The sequence below is a fragment of the Flavobacterium sp. genome (assembly GCF_965277525.1).
Classification (GTDB): domain Bacteria; phylum Bacteroidota; class Bacteroidia; order Flavobacteriales; family Flavobacteriaceae; genus Flavobacterium.
This window is the reverse complement of the sequence record NZ_CBDIDC010000005.1, coordinates 796699-815272: the sequence shown is the minus strand read 5'-3', so window position 1 is coordinate 815272 and position 18574 is coordinate 796699. Positions and strand designations below refer to the sequence as shown.

The following is an 18574-nucleotide window of genomic DNA, read 5'->3' as shown; positions in this document are numbered from 1 at the left end:
AGTTTTTTGCAAATCTAATTTGATTTTAAAGTTGCGTAGGTATTAGTTTTTCAATATTAAATACTGAAAAGGAAGTAAGGTAATTTCGCTGCCAAGGATTACGGAAGTTCCGGTAAAAGCATCTTTCCATGTCGTTTTTAAAGCTGGCACCACAAGATATTTTACGGTACTATTCGTTAAATTAGAAAGCACGAGAACTTTTTCGGTATCTTTTACCATAGTAAAGGCACTTACAGCATCACTGCTATATCCGGTATAAGTTCCTCTTTTTACAGCATTGCTCGTATTTCTAAAAGCAATTATTTTTTTGTATTCGGCTAACATAGCATCATCAGCAACAGACCAGTCGATTGGGGTTTTTGCGAAATAATTGATTCTTTTATCGTACCCAACTTCTTGTCCGTTATAGATCATTGGAACCGATTTTAAATAAGCCGCTACAACAAAAGTAGCAACAGATCCTTTTTTACCGCCAAAAAGTTCTAATGGTGTTCCGTCTGAAAGGTTTACGTCGTGATTGCTGGTATATCTTACAATTCTGTTTTCTTCGTTATAATTGTTTGCATATTCGGTAGCATTAGAATCCTGAAGGGTAGTGGCAGGCTTACTTTCTTTAAAAACTTTTTCTAATGTGCTGAAAAAATTGAATCCAAAAGTATAGTCAAAACCAGCAGCGAAATGATTCACTCGAGATCCTTCGGCTAACATTAAAATAGTTTGATTTTTTTTGATACTTCTTAATTTCGTAATGGCTTCTGACCAAAAATTTTGGGGTACAAAATCGGCATAATCACATCTAAAACCATCAATGTTCGCATTATAAACCCAATATGACATGGCATCGATCATAGCCGCCTTCATTTCGGTATTATTGAAATCTAATTGCGCTACATCATTATAATTGGTTCCCGGGGGGATAATAATAGCTCCGGTTGCATCTTTTTGATACCAGTTTGAATGTTGTGTAATCCAGGTATTGTCCCAGGCAGTATGATTGGCAACCCAGTCCAGCACTACAGCCATGTTTTTTTTGTGTGCTTCTTCAACCAAAACCTGAAGATCTTGTAAAGTCCCGAAATCCGGATTTACAGCTTTGTAATCCTGTACAGCATAAGGAGACCCTAATTCTCCGGAAGCTTTTACTTTTCCAACAGGATAAATGGGCATTAAATAAATAACATTGGCACCCAGTTCCTGAATTTGGGTCAACCTGTCCTGAACACCTTTTAAGGTTCCTGCGGCACTAAAAGCACGAATATTGACCTGATAAATTATAGCGTCTTCTTTTTTAGGCATTTTTTCGAATGCGGTTCCGTATTGTGTATAAGGAGAGGCCGGAGTAGAATCGCTATCTGATGAACTACACGAAATAAATGCTACTGCAAGTATTAAAGTATAGACGATATTTATATTTGATTTCATAGTTTTTTGAATTTAATAGTGCCAAAGGCTTTTATTGAGTGTTATAGATAACCTGCCTTTCGCTCAAAAAAGGCAGGTATCACTCCAACTAATCTAAACTGTATTGTAGTTTTAGATTATTTTTTAACGATAGTACAAGTCGCAGTTGCAGGGTAACCTGAAGTTGCCGGATCTATTTCGTTTATAGTAAAGGTTATTTCGTAAGTTCCTGGTTCTCCAATGTCATAAGCACCACCATTATCTTTATTAATAGTGTTTGTTGAAGGATCTGCAGGACCGTAATTTACATCCCATTTATCATTTAATCTGAATTTTAAAGCTCCTGCTAATAAGTTGGCAGTAACTTTCCATGTTTTCGTTTCATGGTTGTATGACATCGGAATAGAGTGATTCCATCCGTAATCTTTATCTTCAGGTGTTGGTGCATGAGTTGATGAACCTACAATTCCCCAGGCATAAGGAGTAGCACTCCATTTTAAAGTGTTTAAATTTACTTTGATCTGATAAGAACCTTCTCCCGGCAGATGAAAATTAGGCTCACTCATATCTTTTAAATCATTGTTTGTTGCTCCGGCTCCGTAGTATTGATCCCAGTTTCTGGCTGTGTTTAATTTAAAATCAGTGCCATTGCCAGGAGTAAGGGTAACATAACCCTGATAAATACCTTTTGAAATAGCGGTTAAAGCTGCGGCAGTCCCAACATTAAATTCTCCCTGATAGAATCCCGGCATATAAATTTCGCCAAATACAACGCTTTTTTCATAAGGTGTAACCGTTAAAGTAATAGGCGCAGAATAGATTTTTCGATCCATAGCAGCCTCTACACGAACTACTAATTTTCCGGCAACACCAGGAAGAAGTCCTAAGTCTGTTGCAATTTTATTTAAATCGAGACCAATAAATGCTTTGCTTAAAACATCTTCGCCAACTACAATTCTTGTGGCTTTTTGCCAGGCATTAGCTCCGCTGGTGTCACCAATTAAATCAAATTGTACGGCATACGTAACCGGCGCATCAATAGGAAATGTTACTTCTGGCCAGGAAACAAGTAAAACATTGTCATCAGCAGAATCTTCGGTTAGTACCAATGTACTGGAAGAAACTTCAATTGCAGAAGGGAAATTTACGGTTTTTAAAGTCGTTAATTCGGCTTCACTGTCACAGGAAGCACTTAAAAAAAGCACGCTCCCTAAGAGGAATAATTTATGGATATATTTTGTCATGATAGTTTTGTTTTAATAACCCGGATTTTGTTTTAGTCCTTTGTTAGCATCTAAAGCAGAGGTTGGAATTGGGAACAACTTTCGGTAAGCAGGAGATACAGGTCTGAATTCGTTTGCCAATAAAAATTTATCAAAACGAATCATATCTTGTCTTCTGTGACCTTCCCAGTTGAGTTCGAATCCTCTTTCGTTATAAATATCATCAAGAGTTGGGTTAGCAGCCAATGCGTCTAAACCGGCACGTTGTCTGATTTGGTCTATGAAAGGTTTTGCAGCACCTGGATTTCCTAAACGGGCATTACACTCTGCTATCATTAAAATCACGTCAGCATATCTGAAAATTGGAAAGTCATTTGAAGCTCCTCCGCCACTTTTTGCTCCCGCCGGATAAAATTTAACATTACGAACTCCTGCTTGAGGAGCTGCTCCCGGATTGTCTAAAGAAGCAACATCCAGTGTATAATTAAAACCTCCTGATTGTTCGCCAAATAAAAACTGTTTTCTGCGAATATCATTTGTATCATATTTCAGGAAGAAATCTTTAGGCACAATTGTACCATTCCAACCCGCCATTCCAAATAAAGCGGTACCATGCGGACCGTATACGCTACGAACGGCATAAATATTACGGGAAACGATATCAAGAGTGGCATAAATAGGTAAAATGGTTTCATCATCAGGAAGTACATCTCCAAATAATTCATAATATTTATTTCCTAACGGACTGGAAGCATTTGCTGCTCCGGAATGTAGTGCAAAACCACCTTCGCTCACTTTGTTACAAGCTGCTAAACATTCGTTCCATTTCGCTTCTCCGGTATATACCTGAGCATTCAGATACACTTTTGCTAATAAGGTATAACCAGCCCACTTATTGAATCTTCCGTAATAATTTCCTCCTCTTGTTCCGGAAAGTAATTCTACGTTTTCAGTTAATTCTTTTACAATAAAACTGTATACTTCTTTACGGCTTGATTGCGGAATTTTATCTACTGTAATATTGTTATCAGTAAAAAATGGAACATCACCAAAATCATCAATCAATAAATAATAAAAGAAAGCACGTAATACTTTGGCTTCAGCAATTTTTGAAGCTTCGGCATTTGATTTTTCTAATAACTGAACAGCTAAATTCGCATTGAAAACGGATTTGTATAACCAGTTCCATGTATTATTAATGATAAAATCAGTTGGCAACCATTCGTGTTTGTGTAAACGGGCAAAATCTTGTTGCCAGTCTCCGGTATTTCTATGCGGAATCACTTGTTCGTCAGATGACATACAGTTCATGTCGTACCAACCATTATCAGCTCCGGCATAACCAACACCCGGTATATTGTTACGTTGAAAGTCACCAGGAATTTCGGCATAAACGCTTGCAAGGGCAATATTAGCTCCTTCAGGTGTACCATAAAATTCGTCGGCCGGATATTTGTCGTACACATTTTCGCTGATATCTGTACATCCAAAAAGGGCTAGGAAACAAACGCTTCCTGCTATTATTATATTTTTAATTTTCATCTCTTTTACTATTTAAATTTTACAGTCAGACCAAATGCAACACTTCTGGTACGGGGATAAATTCCTCTGTCACCACCAAAGTTGTCTTCAGTTTTACCACTTCCGCTAATATTCAATTCAGGATCAAGACCAGTGTAATCAGTAATCAGCAATAAATTGTTTCCTGTAAGAGAAAGTCGGATAGAGTCTACATATTTATCTGTAAAACGGAATGTATATCCTGCAGTAACATTTTCTAAACGAATAAATGAACCGTCTTCTAGCCAGAGATCAGATCCATAGGGAGAAGAGTGAATTCCTTTATCAACAGCACTTTCTAAAATGTTTGATTTACCAGTGTTTTCCAGCATACTTAAGTTTTGATTCAATGCGTTGTAGATTTTATTGCCTCCTGAACCTCTTACTAACATCGAAGCATCAAAATTTTTGTATCTGTAAGACGGATTGAAGGCAAAGGTGTAAGTAGGTAAAGCAGAACCTGCATAATAACGATCCGGACTTTTTACGCCCTGATCAATAATACCGTTTCCGTCACGATCTTTTACCGTTTCAACGCCATTGTCATTTACACCTGTATGTTCTAAAATGTAAAAGGCACCAACTGGTTTTCCTTGTACTAGATAGGAGTTTGCTGCTCCCCAACCAACATAATCAGTGTTTAATGGGATACCATTAATACTGCCGCTTAAATTAAGTACTTCATTTTTCATAAAAGACACATTTCCGGCTAGTGTAAGTGTGCTGTTATCCGTTTTAATAACATCATAGGCAAGAGCAATCTCTAAACCTTTGTTTGAAATACTTCCTACGTTGGCTTTTATTTGATTATAAGGATAAGGGGGTTGAGGTACTGTGTAATCAAATAATAAATTTTCGGTTTTAGAATCATAAACATCTACACTACCTCTTACTCTGTTGTCTAGAAGAGCAAAATCAAGACCAATATTGGTTTGTTTTTTGGTTTCCCATTTCAAATCAGCATTTGCATTTTGGGTAATGTTGAAATTGGTGATAGGCATTCCTCCAAAATAAGTAGTTCCTGCACTACCCACCAATGATAATGAGGTTTGTGGATAAAGACCTTGTTGATTACCGGTTTCTCCATATCCAACACGTAATTTTAGTTCATTAAACAAAGTCTGTGTGGCCATGAATGATTCTTTGTTAATTTGCCATGCAACAGAAGCTGACGGGAAATTTCCCCATTTGTTGTTGGCTCCAAATACAGATGAACCATCTCGTCTGATACTTGCTGTAAGTAAATAACGGTCTAACAAAGAGTAGTTTAATCTTCCTAAATACGAAACTAAAGTTCTGTCATTTTTATAAGAAGAAATATCGTTAGACTGTACCTTAGAGAAATCACCAAACTGAAGTGCATTATAAGTAGTATTATCGTTTATAAAACCTCTGGTCTGAGCATAATTACCCTGATAAGTCTGGCTCTGCCATTCGTACAATGCTAATGCATTAAAACTATGTATACCAAAGGTTTTTTTATAAGTAAGACTTATGTTAGTTAATTTCTCGTTTTGTCTTTCATTTTTGATATTAGCATAACCTTTCTGATCTACTGCAAGAGCATCTGTTGATGCTGCAGGCATAAAATAGCCAATAGTTTTATTGGTTTTTCTCCAGCTTCCAAACCAGTTTGCAGAAAAACCTTTACCCAGGTCTAAATCTGCTTTTAAACTTCCAAATAAATTATCATTTTGAGTTTCATTCGTTGCAGTCTCAGCTACCGCATAAGGATTTAAATATTGAAATACAGTTGGATCCGTATAATATTTTCCGTCGGTATTAAAAACAGGATCTGTTGGTCTTGCCAATAATGAATTGGTGATAAGGTTTGATTTATAAGAAACCGTTCCTACTTCTCCAATGCTGCTGGTTACATTATTTACTCCGGTATTTAAATTAAAAGTCAATTTTAATTTGTCATCAAGAGCCAATTGCGTGGCCTGAATGCGACCGATATATTTTTGATTGCTGGAATTAATTACAACTCCATCTTGCAAAATAGCGGTTATAGAAGCTCTGTAATTGAATTTATCAGTTCCTCCACCAAATGACAAGGTATGCGTTTGTGTGATTCCGGTTTGCGTCAAAAGACCATACCAATCTGTGTTTGAACCGTGATTTGCAGAAGCAGGAACACCAACACTTTGAGCGGTTGCCCACCATTGGTTAGCATCTAACATATCCAGTTTTTTTGGAATAAAATCGATAGAAGTAGACCCTATATATTCCATAGTAGATTTTCCGGCTTTGTTCTTTTTAGTCGTTACAATGATTACACCAGGCGCTCCTCTTGAACCATAAACAGCCGTAGCCGAAGCATCTTTAAGAACATCAATACTTTCAATTTCACTTGGCGGAACCTGATTTAATAAATCCATGTTTCCCTGAATTCCATCTACGACTACCAAAGGGTCATTTCCTCCAATTAAAGAAGAAATACCACGAATACGAACGCTTGGTCCTGAACCCGGTTCGCTACCAATTTGAGTAATGTTTACACCCGCAGCTTTTCCTGAAATCAATTGTAATGGGTTTACAATAGCGCCCTGGTTCATGTCTTTTGCAGCGATTGAAGAAACCGCTCCGGTAACATCTTTTCTGACAGTAGAACCATATCCTACAACCACTATTTCCTGTAAGTCTGTGGCATCAGGAACGAGCTGAATATTGATAACGCTTTGGCTGGCAACAACTTTTTTCTCTTTATATCCAACAAAGGATACAATAATTACAGAAGTACTACTTTCTACAGTAAGTTTGTATTTTCCGTCAAAATCAGTTACCATTCCGTTTCTTGTTCCTTCTTCAGTAACAGAAGCTCCCGGTAAAGGCAAGCCATTTTCATCAGTAATGATTCCGGATACGGTTTGTTTTTGATATTGAACATTTTGTGTTTTTAGTTCCGGCTTTTTTAGGATGATCTGGGTGTCCCGAATTTTAAATTCAGTTAAAGTTCCTTTAAAAAGCTTATCTAAAACAATATTAATGGCTTGGTCTTTTACCGAAATAGAAATTGTTCGATCTAAGTCGATGTCATTTAATTTATAAATAAACCTGAAATCCGTTTTTTGTTCTATGGTCTCAATAACCTTTTCGATTGTTGAATTGTTTAATTCAAGGGTTACTTTTGTTTTTTGAGCATAAGTATTCCCTCTAATATTAAACATGGCGACCAAAATAAGTAGTGTAGTTAATTTCAATTTTAGGTCATTTTGGAACACTCGGTATAAAAACCCAGTATTCTTTGATTTTTTTTTCATAATTTTGTTAATTGATTGTAGTTAATTCGTTATATTCAATCACTTAGTAAATCGGAAATTGTTCGCAGCTCTTTCCGATTTTTTTATTCCTGTAATTTTAGTTCTTCATAATGGGTCATGTTTTTAGTGGTTATTTAATTAGTATTTGATTGTTTTTTATGGTGTAATTAATGCCATGAATGTCATTAAAATAGCTCATCACATTTTCTATAGATTCTTCTTTAAAACTTGCATTGAATTTTTCGTTTGCCAGTTTTTCGTTTTTGTTTATAATAGTAACGTTATAGCGTCTTTCCAGTTTTGTAATAATATTTCTGAAAGTCATATTTCTAAAAGTCAATCCGCCATTGATCCACGAAGTGTAGATATCAGTAATAACAGGTTTAGTAGAAATCATCGCACTTTCTCTGTCAAAGCTTCCTTTGTAACCAGGTTTCAGAATTGTATTTTTATTGGCATCAAATTCTTCGTTTGAGCGATACATTCCAACAGATCCTTCGACTAAAACAACATCGGTTACAGCATCTTCAGGATAATTAGAAACATTAAAATGAGTCCCCAGAACACGTACATTCAAGGCATCAGCATTTACAATAAAAGGATGCTTTGCGTCTTTTGCAACATCAAAAAAAGCTTCACCATCCAGAAAAACCTGTCTGTTTTCTCCAGCTATAAATTTTACAGGATATTTTAAAGTCGTTCCTGAATTTAAGTGAACCAATGTTCCGTCTGATAATTCTAATCTGAATTTTTTGCCGTAAGGAATTTTGAGAGTATTATAAGTTACTTTCTCCAAATCAGAATTGTTGTCGTAAACGATTTTATCTCCGTCTTGATTCCCAACGATATTTCCATCAGCATCTCTTACTTCAACTTTATTATTCTCAGATATGATCTGAACTTTTCCATCTTCTAATTGCAAGACAATATCAGAGCTTTTAAAGTCAAATTTAGGTTCCGTTTTAGTTGAGAAGGCTCCTTTTTGATAAGCAAGACCAATTCCTAATAAAACAACAACAGAAGCAGCAATTGAAATGTATTTTCTGAAATTTGATTTTTGGGGTACAATTTCTATTACAGTTTCATTTTCTTGTGAAGTTGCCAAAATAGACGCAAAAATAGAGTTTGCGGTTTGCTGATCCATTTTTGGCATTTCGGTCAGAAGATTTTCAATGTCTTCTACCGAAGGGAAATCATCCGTAAGGTTATTTTTTTTATAATAGGCAATTACCTCGTTTGTTTCCTCGGGTGTACATTGGTTCAAAACAAACTTTTGTAAAAGACGTTGCATTTCAGAATTTGAATTCATCACGAATTGATTTAGGGCTGGGTTTTATATAATACAGTTGAAAACAAGTTGAGTACTACTCAAACGTTGTAAATTTTTTAATTTTAACATTTTGATAGAAAGAAAAAACTTGTGAAGTATTGATTTTGTTGAGGTGATTTAATTAAAAATATTTTTAATTTTTTAGAGAAATCAAACATAGAGAGTCACAAACTGTGTGATTTAACCGCAAGGTTCGCAAAGTTTTCAAAATTTGAAAGTTTTAAATGAGTATATTACTTTGCGAGCCTTGCGTAAATCCTGGCGATCTTTGTGGTTAAGCCAAAAAAAAATCACCCGGGAAGAGTGATTTTAATGGTTAATGTGGTTTTTTGGTTTAGATAATCTCGTCATGAACCTGAAAAAAGACCCGCATCGATTCTAATGCTTTGCTCATTTGATTCCGGACTGTATTGATAGAGATGCCGAGTTCCTGGCTGATTTCTTCATAACTCATACCCTTCTTTCGGGACATCTTAAAAATCTGTTTTCGTTTGGGGGGCAATTGGCTCATAGCCTCCTTTCGAAGTTTTTTGCAATCGGCTTCCCGAATCGAATAATCGCCATATTCATGAGATTTCTGACTTTCGTAAAAAATTTCCTCTTTCAGCAACGCATCATTGGCAGCCTTATTCAAAAAGTTAAATGCCTGATTTCGGGCAATGGTAAAAATATAAGCTTTAAAAGATTGTTCGAGATTTAAGTTTTCACGATGTTGCCAAACTTTCATAAAAACATCCTGAACATTTTCTTCTGCGGCTTCTTTTGATTTTAATAAACTGATGCTATAACCGTAGATGTTCTGGTAATATAAATCAAAAAGTGTACGAAATGCTTTTTCGTTGCCGTTTTTGAGTTCACTCACCAATAATTTTTCGCTATGGTTGTTTGCTTCTAACATTAATTTAATTAGTCTGTATTTAAATCTAATTATATTATGATACTATCAAAATTGGTACTCTGATTTCCTGACTGATTAGCAAATATATAAAAATATTATTCGCAACAAATATTATTAAAAAAAACTTAATTCTATGTTTTTTAATAAAATTTATGCAGGATAATACCATAGGCCTTGGTAAGTGGCTCTTTGTCAAGTCGGTGTTTTTTTAACTTATATTTTATAAATAAATCATTATGCTGTTGTTTTTTTGAGAATATTCTTATTTTGAATTGTGGCGAAGGATAATTTTATAATTGAAAATATAAAAAAACATCCTTTTACCTTTCTTTGCAGAAATGATAAAAGGATGTTATAATGAAGAATCGATAATTGATTCTTTGTAAGTTAAAATGAATTAGTTTTTCAAGTCTTTAATTACTTTAAAAGCAACATCAACCTGATCTTCTCCAACTAAAATAGTAAACTCATTTGAAGTAGAAATTACTTCATTTATGATAATTCCTTCCCAGGCCAAACGTTGAAAAATGAAGTAATAAATACCAGGAACTACTATGTTTTCTTTTGGCAATTTTACCGTAATTGAAGCCAGATTATCTAATTTCTGAATTAGTTTTTCACGCATAAAATGCTTTTCAACTAAATGATTTACACTGCTGCTAACCACGATGTTAGTTTCATTTACACCACGAGATGAGGTATAAAAAATATCAGATAAAGCATTAATATCAGAGATTAAGTCAGCTTGTTTGTTTAAAACAGTTTCTGAAGCTGCAAAAGTGTAATCTGTCAATTCAGATCGAACTGTGATTTCACCAATATTCTTGATTACTTTATTAATTTTGTGGTTCAGTTTAAAATCTAATTCTTCCGTGAGTCGCTTCAACGACATTACAACAGCGCCTTGTTTTACTTCTTTCCCAAATTCACTTTCCAGTTCGGTCATAATGTTCCGGGAGAGCGACGTCAGGTTGATGATGCCAAGCGATAACGCATTTAATAAAAAGGGTTTTGTTTTGATGTAATTTTCGACGATTGAAGAAACGGTTTTCATAGCTTTTTTTCTTTTTTTTGTAACTTGATTGTGTTGGTTTAGTTAATAGGGGATGTTATAAATTTTGGCAAATATAAATAAAAAAACAATTTGTTACAAATATAACAATGTAAAATTATGTTAAAAATGATAAAAAGCATCCGTAAGGTGTTCAATTGCAAATGATTCGCTATTTTTATGAATGGCAATGATGTCAAATCTTACATCAAAATCTATTTCCCTATCGTTTATGTAGGCATTTACTGCTTTTACAAGAAGCTGAATTTTTTTAGGTTTAACAAAATCTTGGGGAGAGCCAAAATCTAAACTCGATCTGGTCTTTACTTCAATGATGGCCAAAATAGATTCTTTTTGCGCAATAATATCAATTTCAGCCTTCTGAAAAGTCCAATTTCGTTCTAAAATGGTGTAACCGTCTTTCTGAAGAAATTCCACAGCAAGTTCTTCGCCTCTTTTTCCTAAATCATTATGTTCCGCCATTTTAAGTTATGAGTTATTAGTTATGATTTTTTTGTGCATGCAAAGACGCAAAGTCGTAAAGCCTGATTGAAATTGCTTTGCGACTTTGCGTCTTTGCGAGATTTTTTGTGGTATTTGAAATTCTCCCTATGCTTTAGGGCATTGTAATGTTATTTTTGAAAAGAAACCGTGCTTCCTGATGAATTGACATCAATAGAAATGGTATTTCCCATTATCAAAGCCCTGTTGTCCTGAATATGTCCTGCCGGAAAATTAAAGATTACCGGAATATTATATTTTTTAGTAACATCGTCTACGATCTCAACTGCGTTTTTCCCCCAGGGCACTTCGTTGTCTTTCATTTTGGTCATTCCGCCAACAATAATTCCTTTAAGGTTTTCAATACATCCATTACGTCTCAAATTCATCATCATTCGATCGATATGATATAAATATTCATCCAGATCTTCGATAAATAAAATTTTATCCTTGCAATCAATGGCCGATGGTGAACCTAGCAAACTGTATAGAATAGATAAATTTCCTCCAACCAATTCACCGGTCGCTTTACCAAAACGATTCATTTTGTCCGGAGCTACAGAATAGGATAACGGCTCACCAAACAAACTCGATTTCATTGAGCTGATTGCAGCCGGAGTAGCGCGCGGAATTGTTACCGGCATTACACCATGAATCGATTTATAGCCCATTGTGTTTAAATGATTGTGCAAAACGGTAACATCACTAAAGCCAATAACCCATTTTGGGTGTTGTTTGAATTTTGTAAAGTCTAATAGATCAATCATTCTTACCGTTCCGTATCCGCCACGAACACACCAGATTGCTTTAATATTTGGATTGTCTAATTGGTGCTGAAAATCTGCAGCGCGTTGCTCATCGGTTCCGGCAAGTTGGTTATAATCAAGTCCAATTGTGGTTCCAACAACAGCTTCCAGACCCCAGCTGTGCAATAAATCTATGGTAGGTTTAAGGTTATCGTCGATGTTTTTTCTGGCAGTTGCTACAATTGCGACCGTATCTCCTTTTTGTAAATAAGGTGGTGTTATCATATTTTGTTGTGATTGACAAGTGAATGAATGCAAAGCAAAAATAAGAAATATGAATTTACAACACGCAAAGTGTTTCTTTAAGTATTGGACCTGGCTCATGATCATGGTTTCTTTTTGCTTAAAATTATAAATTATTTTTAACTTGGGTTTTGGTTAAACGATTAACCGCCATATTTCTTTTCTAATTCTTCTAAAATTAAAATTAATCCTTTGTCAGCTTCTTCAGATTGTACATTGGCAAAAAGAATAAAAGCTTTATTGATGGATTTACAAAGATACACTTTGGTTAAAAAAGTTCCCGGATTTCCGTTATGAAATGAATATTTTAATTGATTACTTTCTTTGATTTCTGAATTCCATCCAAAAGAAAATTCAGGCAGTCCGTAATGCATTTTGTCAAAATCCTGAGCACTTAATATTTTCGATTTGCCTAATAAACCCTGCAATTGCATTTGTGTAAATTTACAATAATCAGGCAAACTCACATTTATATTTCCTGCAGACGAAAGCCAGTTTAGTTTGTAGTTTGATGCCGGGGCTTCCGGTTTTAAATTTTCATCATGTCCCCATGGCTGATTGACATCTTTGAAATTGGGTTGCCCAAAATCAAAATCAATTTTTAATTTAGCCCCTAATTCCTTTACTAAAGTTTCATAGCTTTTGCCTGTTGCTTTTTCGAGCATAAGTCCTGCTGCGACATAGGCGGGATTTGACCAATAAATTTCCTCTTTCTCTAAAACAGGCTTTTGTTGCAAAAACCAGGCAATAAACTCATAGCGTTGCTGTTGATTATTTCCTTTAATTTCTTCCTGAGTTGGGGTGTCATTTCCGTATGACCAGGTATTGATATTAGCACGAAAAGTCAAAAAATCCTGTAAAGTAAAATTGTAAGTAGCAGGATCACTTTTTGATTTTAGTTCAGGGAATAAATCAAAAAACTTAGTATCCCATTTTATTTTTCCTTCTTTAACTAAAACCGTAGCAATATAACTTGTTATCGTTTTGGTAATAGAACCTAAACGAAATCTGTCTGAAAGATTTGCCTTAAAATTAGTATTGATTCTTTGATTTCCCAAAGCCCGAATCTCAAGTATAGCATCAGATGAAACCACAGCGTAGGCAAGCTCGGGAATATGATGTTTTACCCTGACACTATCTACAAAAGCAGCGTTTTTTTGAGCATAAGAAGAACTGAAAATTGTAAATAAAATAAAGAATAAAAGATTTTTTTTCATTTTTTGAATAGGGAGATTAAGTCGGCAAGTTACAAGACAATTTGAAATAAAAAAAGGTAAAACCAAACAATATAATTGTAAAATTCTTACAAATAAAATTATTTGCTTAAATTGAACTTTTTAAAATATTCAGGTCGTGCGAGCTATTAAATTTCAGGTTTGTTTTATTGCTGTTTTTTCTCTTTCGATTGTGCAGGCACAGTCAAAGAAATATACAATTCATACCGTTACATTTTATAATTTCGAAAATCTTTTCGATACCATAAACGATCCCACAACACATGATGATGAGTGGACTCCGGATGGAGTGCAGCATTGGACAAAAGAAAAATACGAGCAGAAATTAAAAAATCTTTCCAGGGTTTTGTCTGAAATAGGAACTCCCGAAAATCCGAATGCACCAACTTTAATTGGAGGTTCTGAAATTGAAAACCGTGGCGTTTTGGAAGATTTAATCAAACAACCTAAACTTCTCAATCTTGATTATGGAATTATTCATTTTGATTCTCCTGACAAACGCGGAATCGATGTCGCGTTACTGTATCAAAAGAAATATTTTAGACCAACTTCTTACTCTAATATCCCTTTATACATTTATAAAAATAATGCAATTGCAAAAGAGGAAAAGAAGGAAGAAGTAGATGATGACGTCGAAATAAAAACAGAAAATAACAATCGTATTTTTACAAGAGATCAGCTTTTGATTACAGGTTTTCTCGAAGATGAAGAGATACACATTATTGTTAATCACTGGCCATCAAGATCTGGAGGAGAAAAAAAGAGTAGCCCATTTCGGGAATTGGCGGGAAATTTAAACAGAAGAATTATCGATTCATTGCAGCAAATCAATCCGAATGCAAAAGTAATTACGATGGGAGATTTAAACGATGGTCCGTTTAACCGAAGTGTAAAAGTAGCATTGGGAGCAAAGGCAAAAAAAAGTGAAGTTCCGGAATTCGGAGTTTTTAATCCATTTGAAGAAATGGCACATAAAGGCATGGGAACAATTGCGTTTCGTGATTCCTGGGATATTTTCGACCAGATTATAATAACGGAATCTCTTATAAAACCTGATTTCTCTACCTTTAAATTCTGGAAAGCCGGGATCTTCAACAGACCTTTTCTAATTACAACTTCGGGGCCATATAAAGGATATCCGTTACGGCACAGTTTAACCGAAGTTGGTTTTAGCGATCATTTTCCGGTTTATATTTATTTAATAAAAGAAAAGCAATTGTAGAGGCGAACATGTAGAGACGCACAGCAATGCGTCTGACCAGAGTTCATAAAAAGCAACTAAGACGCACTGCTGGCGCCTCTACAAGAAAACTTTTTACTAACTTAGCTTCATAGAAACCCAGTATCACAAACCATGTCAATAGCAAAACCTTTCAATCTTACTAAATGGATCGACGAAAACCGTCATTTACTAAAACCGCCAGTTGGAAATAAAAACCTTTATGTAGATTCCGGCGATTATATCGTCATGATTGTAGCGGGGCCAAACGCCCGAAAAGACTATCATTACAACGAAACAGAAGAGCTTTTCTATCAACTCGAAGGAAGTATAAAAGTGGTCATTCAAGAAGATGGTGAACGTAAAGAAATGGAACTTAATGCAGGTGATATGTATCTTCATCCGGCTAAAATTCCGCATTCTCCAGTTCGTTCAGAGGGTTCTATAGGTTTAGTAATCGAGCGCAAACGTGCAGGAAAAGGATATACTGACGGATTACTCTGGCACTGTGATAATTGTAATCACAAACTTTATGAAGTATTTTTTGAACTGCACAATATTGAGAAAGATTTCTTGCCACATTTCGAGCATTTCTATAATTCAGAAGAACTAAGGACCTGCGATAATTGTGGTACGGTAATGGAGTCTGATCCTAGATTTGTAGCGAAGAAGTAATAAATTGAATCAGCGTATCCTAATAGGTTTTTAAAACCTGTTAGGGATCCTATATTAGTAGTAGAAATAAAAATCTTTAAATTAGAGCTTTCTTGGGATTTAGTTTTTTAGGAGCTATTTCCCGCTATCCGTTTCAATCTTTTCCTGGCTAAAGAAGCCAGAAAAAGATTTTCGCTACTCCCGATAGCTATGGGTACGGGGGTAGAAGATTAGTTTTATAAGAAGTTTTATTGTGTAATTTAAGTCATCTTGTTATTTCGAGGAACGAGAAATCAAACTAGTTTACCGACAAAGATTGTCGACATTTTTTGTGGAGTTTCGAGTGGGATTTCTCCTGCGTAGAAATGACAAAAAAGGAGAAAAAATCCGTTTAAGCTGTAAATCCCGATAGCTTTCGGGAGTGGCTAGTTAACCAAACTTACAATTCAAATCTCTTCCCTTGTTCCGGATAGATAATCTTCAATCCAAGATCATTTTGCTTTTCCAATTGTTCTTTAAGTTTGACAATATTTTTAGTTGGCGGCTTCAAATGCGTGACGATAATATTAAAACCTTTCAAAGTTCCTTTTCCTGATAAGTCTTCTAAAGTGTGAAGTTCTTTTATTAAATAATTCGGAGTCAAATGCCCGAACAAAAATTGGTCCGGTTGCTCATTTGGGAAAGAAACTTCAATAAAAATCCCTTTCAGTTGTTTGTTTTTTACAAGAGGGGCAATTACTGTCCAGAGCGATTTTAGTTTATCGCTTTTTTCTACAGCATCAGGGCCTGTATCTCCCAAATAAAGCAAATAAGATTCTCCGTTTTTAATTAGGAAAGCAGTACTTTCAAACGGATTTACATGACTTAACGGATAGGCTTTTACCGTCATTGTAGTATTGGTAATTGGAGTTTCTTCACCAATATTTAAAGTCTGAAAATGGTATTTTTTTAATGGAGTTCCAGGGCCTTTATCACCAAAATTCGCCCAGGTTTCATCATTAAAATAATGATTTTCCATCATTTCCATACATTTTTCAGTGGCATAAACCGTTTTTGAAGAATCCGCAGGAGAATTGATAATCAAACCTGAAACATGATCCAGGTGTGCATGCGAAATAAAATAACCTTTAATATACTTACGTAAAACTTCACTGGTCGAAACTTTAAAAACTTTGTTTTCAATTGCCTTTTCGATTCCTGCATTTATTGTTCCCGCATCCAAAGAAATAAAATCGTTTGTATTTGTTGGAGCTACCAAATAAGCCGAAAGATTTTTTTCGTCAATTCCGCCCTTTATTCCCAACGGAACAACCTGAAAAGAAGTTTTTTGCTCTTTTTGAGAAAATGCATGAAATGAAATGAAAAGAAAACAAATCAAAAAGCGATTGAGTACAGACATATGTAAATAATTTTATTGCTGCAAAGTTCCTGAATTAAGGCGAATAAATTACGGGACATTGCTTTAATTCATTTTAATTAATCCTAAATTTACCTGATTTTAACAACTCGCTTCGATTGAAATTCAACTCGAAATGATATCTTTACATATAAATATAACAATTTTAACTAAAAAAGTTACAATGACAACAATAGCATCGCAATTTGGAATGAATGAGGCTCTGGAAAAATTGGGCATTAAATCAATCAATGAAGGTACATCAACCGGAATTCAGAATTTTTCTTCCGGAGAAATTCTGGATAGTTTTTCACCAGTTGACGGAAAACTAATTGCTTCGGTAAAAATGTCAACGCCTCAGGATTACGAACAAGTAATGCAATCAGCAACAGAAGCTTTTAAAATTTTTCGTTTGATTCCTGCGCCACAAAGGGGAGAAATTGTTCGTCAGTTTGGGCAAAAGTTACGTGAAAATAAAGAAGCTCTTGGTAAATTGGTTTCTTACGAAATGGGAAAATCGTTGCAGGAAGGATATGGCGAAGTACAGGAGATGATCGACATCTGTGATTTTGCAGTAGGTTTATCCCGCCAGCTTCACGGATTAACAATGCATTCTGAAAGACCCGGACACCGTATGTATGAGCAATATCATTCTTTGGGAGTTGTTGGAATTATTTCGGCATTCAACTTTCCGGTGGCAGTTTGGTCCTGGAATACTGCTTTAGCATGGATTTCAGGTGATGTTTGTGTTTGGAAACCTTCTGAAAAAACACCTCTTTGCGGAGTTGCCTGCCAAAATATCATCGCACAAGTTATTAAAGAAAACAATTTACCTGAAGGAATTTCATGTTTGATTAATGGGGATTATAAGATAGGAGAATTAATGACAGCTGATACTCGTATTCCGTTAGTTTCTGCTACAGGTTCAACCCGAATGGGAAAAATTGTAGCGCAAACAGTGGCGGGACGTTTAGGGAAATCATTATTAGAGCTTGGAGGAAATAATGCTATTATCGTTACTCCTGATGCTGATATTAAAATGACCGTAATTGGTGCTGTTTTTGGCGCAGTAGGAACAGCGGGACAACGTTGTACTTCTACACGACGTTTGATTATTCACGAGAGTATTTATGATAAAGTTAAAGATGCATTAGTAGCGGCTTACAAACAATTGCGAATAGGGAATCCGCTTGACGAAAACAATCACGTTGGACCGCTAATTGATACGCATGCCGTTGAGATGTATGCTGTTGCTTTGAACAAAGTTGTTGCTGAGGGCGGAAAAATTTTAGTGGAAGGCGGAGTGCTTTCGGGAGAAGGTTACGAAAGTGGATGTTATGTAAAGCCGGCAATTGCGGAAGCTCAAAATTCATACGCCATTGTTCAACATGAAACATTTGCTCCGGTTTTATACCTAATCAAATATTCCGGAGATGTCGATAATGCAATTGAAATTCAGAATGGAGTAGGGCAAGGATTGTCATCAGCAATTATGACCAATAATTTACGTGAGGCCGAAAGATTTTTATCTGTTGTAGGTTCAGATTGTGGAATTGCGAACGTTAACATCGGAACTTCAGGAGCTGAAATTGGCGGGGCTTTTGGTGGAGAAAAAGAAACAGGTGGCGGACGTGAATCAGGATCTGATGCCTGGAAAATCTACATGCGTCGTCAAACGAATACGATCAATTATACTACTAGTTTGCCTTTGGCACAAGGAATTAAATTTGATTTGTAACATTATTTTAGAATTTGATAATAAAAAAGGCTTCCAATTTTGGAAGCCTTTTGCTT

The 18574-nt window shown here is 35.4% G+C and carries 14 protein-coding genes; 3 read left to right on the top strand and 11 right to left on the bottom strand.

All coding sequences use genetic code 11. From position 1 onward, the window contains the following. Positions 1-42: 42 nt before the first annotated feature. The 10 genes from ACQY44_RS11850 to ACQY44_RS11805 all read right to left on the bottom strand — a co-directional run bounded on the left by ACQY44_RS11850 (position 43) and on the right by ACQY44_RS11805 (position 13493). Positions 43-1422, bottom strand: coding sequence for an alpha-amylase family glycosyl hydrolase (locus ACQY44_RS11850; RefSeq protein WP_428230557.1), 1380 nt, complete (start codon positions 1420-1422; stop codon positions 43-45). 116 nt (positions 1423-1538) lie between these two features. Beyond that, a complete protein-coding gene (locus tag ACQY44_RS11845; protein WP_428230556.1) occupies positions 1539-2645 on the bottom strand; it encodes a SusE domain-containing protein in 1107 nt (368 codons plus the stop codon). Positions 2646-2657: 12 nt separating this feature from the next. Beyond that, positions 2658-4166: a RagB/SusD family nutrient uptake outer membrane protein gene (locus ACQY44_RS11840; RefSeq protein ID WP_428230555.1), complete on the bottom strand. Its 1509-nt coding sequence runs from the start codon at positions 4164-4166 to the stop codon at positions 2658-2660. An 8-nt stretch (positions 4167-4174) separates the two neighbouring features. Further along, positions 4175-7387, bottom strand: a complete 3213-nt coding sequence (locus ACQY44_RS11835) for a TonB-dependent receptor (RefSeq protein ID WP_428230554.1) — start codon at positions 7385-7387, stop codon at positions 4175-4177. Between the two features lie 190 nt (positions 7388-7577). Next, positions 7578-8756 (bottom strand): FecR family protein, encoded by a 1179-nt coding sequence (locus ACQY44_RS11830; RefSeq protein WP_428230553.1) that lies wholly within the window; start codon positions 8754-8756, stop codon positions 7578-7580. Between the two features lie 355 nt (positions 8757-9111). Then, a complete protein-coding gene (locus ACQY44_RS11825) occupies positions 9112-9675 on the bottom strand; it encodes an RNA polymerase sigma factor (RefSeq protein WP_428230552.1) in 564 nt (187 codons plus the stop codon). A gap of 397 nt (positions 9676-10072) precedes the next feature. Further along, positions 10073-10729: a hypothetical protein gene (locus ACQY44_RS11820; protein ID WP_008466087.1), complete on the bottom strand. Its 657-nt coding sequence runs from the start codon at positions 10727-10729 to the stop codon at positions 10073-10075. 120 nt (positions 10730-10849) lie between these two features. Continuing rightward, on the bottom strand, positions 10850-11209 hold the full coding sequence (locus ACQY44_RS11815) for a YraN family protein (protein WP_428230551.1): 360 nt from the start codon (positions 11207-11209) through the stop codon (positions 10850-10852). Positions 11210-11358: 149 nt separating this feature from the next. Continuing rightward, entirely contained in the window at positions 11359-12258 is a 900-nt protein-coding gene (locus tag ACQY44_RS11810; RefSeq protein ID WP_428230550.1) for a S66 peptidase family protein, read from the bottom strand. 161 nt (positions 12259-12419) lie between these two features. Beyond that, positions 12420-13493, bottom strand: coding sequence for a serine hydrolase domain-containing protein (locus ACQY44_RS11805; RefSeq protein ID WP_428230549.1), 1074 nt, complete (start codon positions 13491-13493; stop codon positions 12420-12422). Positions 13494-13629: 136 nt separating this feature from the next. Here ACQY44_RS11805 and ACQY44_RS11800 point away from each other — a divergent pair, with 136 nt between their 5' ends. Together ACQY44_RS11800 and ACQY44_RS11795 are read left to right on the top strand one after the other, a co-directional pair. Beyond that, positions 13630-14733 carry an endonuclease/exonuclease/phosphatase family protein gene (locus ACQY44_RS11800; RefSeq protein ID WP_428230548.1) on the top strand — a complete coding sequence of 368 codons (1104 nt, stop codon included), beginning with the start codon at positions 13630-13632 and terminating at the stop codon, positions 14731-14733. Positions 14734-14865: 132 nt separating this feature from the next. After that, positions 14866-15405, top strand: coding sequence for a 3-hydroxyanthranilate 3,4-dioxygenase (locus ACQY44_RS11795; RefSeq protein ID WP_428230547.1), 540 nt, complete (start codon positions 14866-14868; stop codon positions 15403-15405). A 418-nt stretch (positions 15406-15823) separates the two neighbouring features. On the opposite strand, the gene ACQY44_RS11790 is transcribed toward ACQY44_RS11795, so the two are convergent. Then, positions 15824-16783, bottom strand: coding sequence for an MBL fold metallo-hydrolase (locus ACQY44_RS11790; RefSeq protein ID WP_428230546.1), 960 nt, complete (start codon positions 16781-16783; stop codon positions 15824-15826). 181 nt (positions 16784-16964) lie between these two features. Between ACQY44_RS11790 and amaB the strand changes: the two genes are divergently transcribed. After that, positions 16965-18518 (top strand): L-piperidine-6-carboxylate dehydrogenase, encoded by a 1554-nt coding sequence (amaB, locus tag ACQY44_RS11785; RefSeq protein WP_428230545.1) that lies wholly within the window; start codon positions 16965-16967, stop codon positions 18516-18518. The last annotated feature ends 56 nt before the right edge of the window (positions 18519-18574 follow it).

Coding starts and splice junctions, on each gene's coding strand:
- ACQY44_RS11850 (WP_428230557.1), bottom strand. CDS start 1,422: ATGAAATCAAATATAAATATCGTCTATACTTTAATACTTGCAGTAGCA.
- ACQY44_RS11845 (WP_428230556.1), bottom strand. CDS start 2,645: ATGACAAAATATATCCATAAATTATTCCTCTTAGGGAGCGTGCTTTTT.
- ACQY44_RS11840 (WP_428230555.1), bottom strand. CDS start 4,166: ATGAAAATTAAAAATATAATAATAGCAGGAAGCGTTTGTTTCCTAGCC.
- ACQY44_RS11830 (WP_428230553.1), bottom strand. CDS start 8,756: ATGAATTCAAATTCTGAAATGCAACGTCTTTTACAAAAGTTTGTTTTG.
- ACQY44_RS11825 (WP_428230552.1), bottom strand. CDS start 9,675: ATGTTAGAAGCAAACAACCATAGCGAAAAATTATTGGTGAGTGAACTC.
- ACQY44_RS11820 (WP_008466087.1), bottom strand. CDS start 10,729: ATGAAAACCGTTTCTTCAATCGTCGAAAATTACATCAAAACAAAACCC.
- ACQY44_RS11815 (WP_428230551.1), bottom strand. CDS start 11,209: ATGGCGGAACATAATGATTTAGGAAAAAGAGGCGAAGAACTTGCTGTG.
- ACQY44_RS11810 (WP_428230550.1), bottom strand. CDS start 12,258: ATGATAACACCACCTTATTTACAAAAAGGAGATACGGTCGCAATTGTA.
- ACQY44_RS11805 (WP_428230549.1), bottom strand. CDS start 13,493: ATGAAAAAAAATCTTTTATTCTTTATTTTATTTACAATTTTCAGTTCT.
- ACQY44_RS11795 (WP_428230547.1), top strand. CDS start 14,866: ATGTCAATAGCAAAACCTTTCAATCTTACTAAATGGATCGACGAAAAC.
- ACQY44_RS11790 (WP_428230546.1), bottom strand. CDS start 16,783: ATGTCTGTACTCAATCGCTTTTTGATTTGTTTTCTTTTCATTTCATTT.
- amaB (WP_428230545.1), top strand. CDS start 16,965: ATGACAACAATAGCATCGCAATTTGGAATGAATGAGGCTCTGGAAAAA.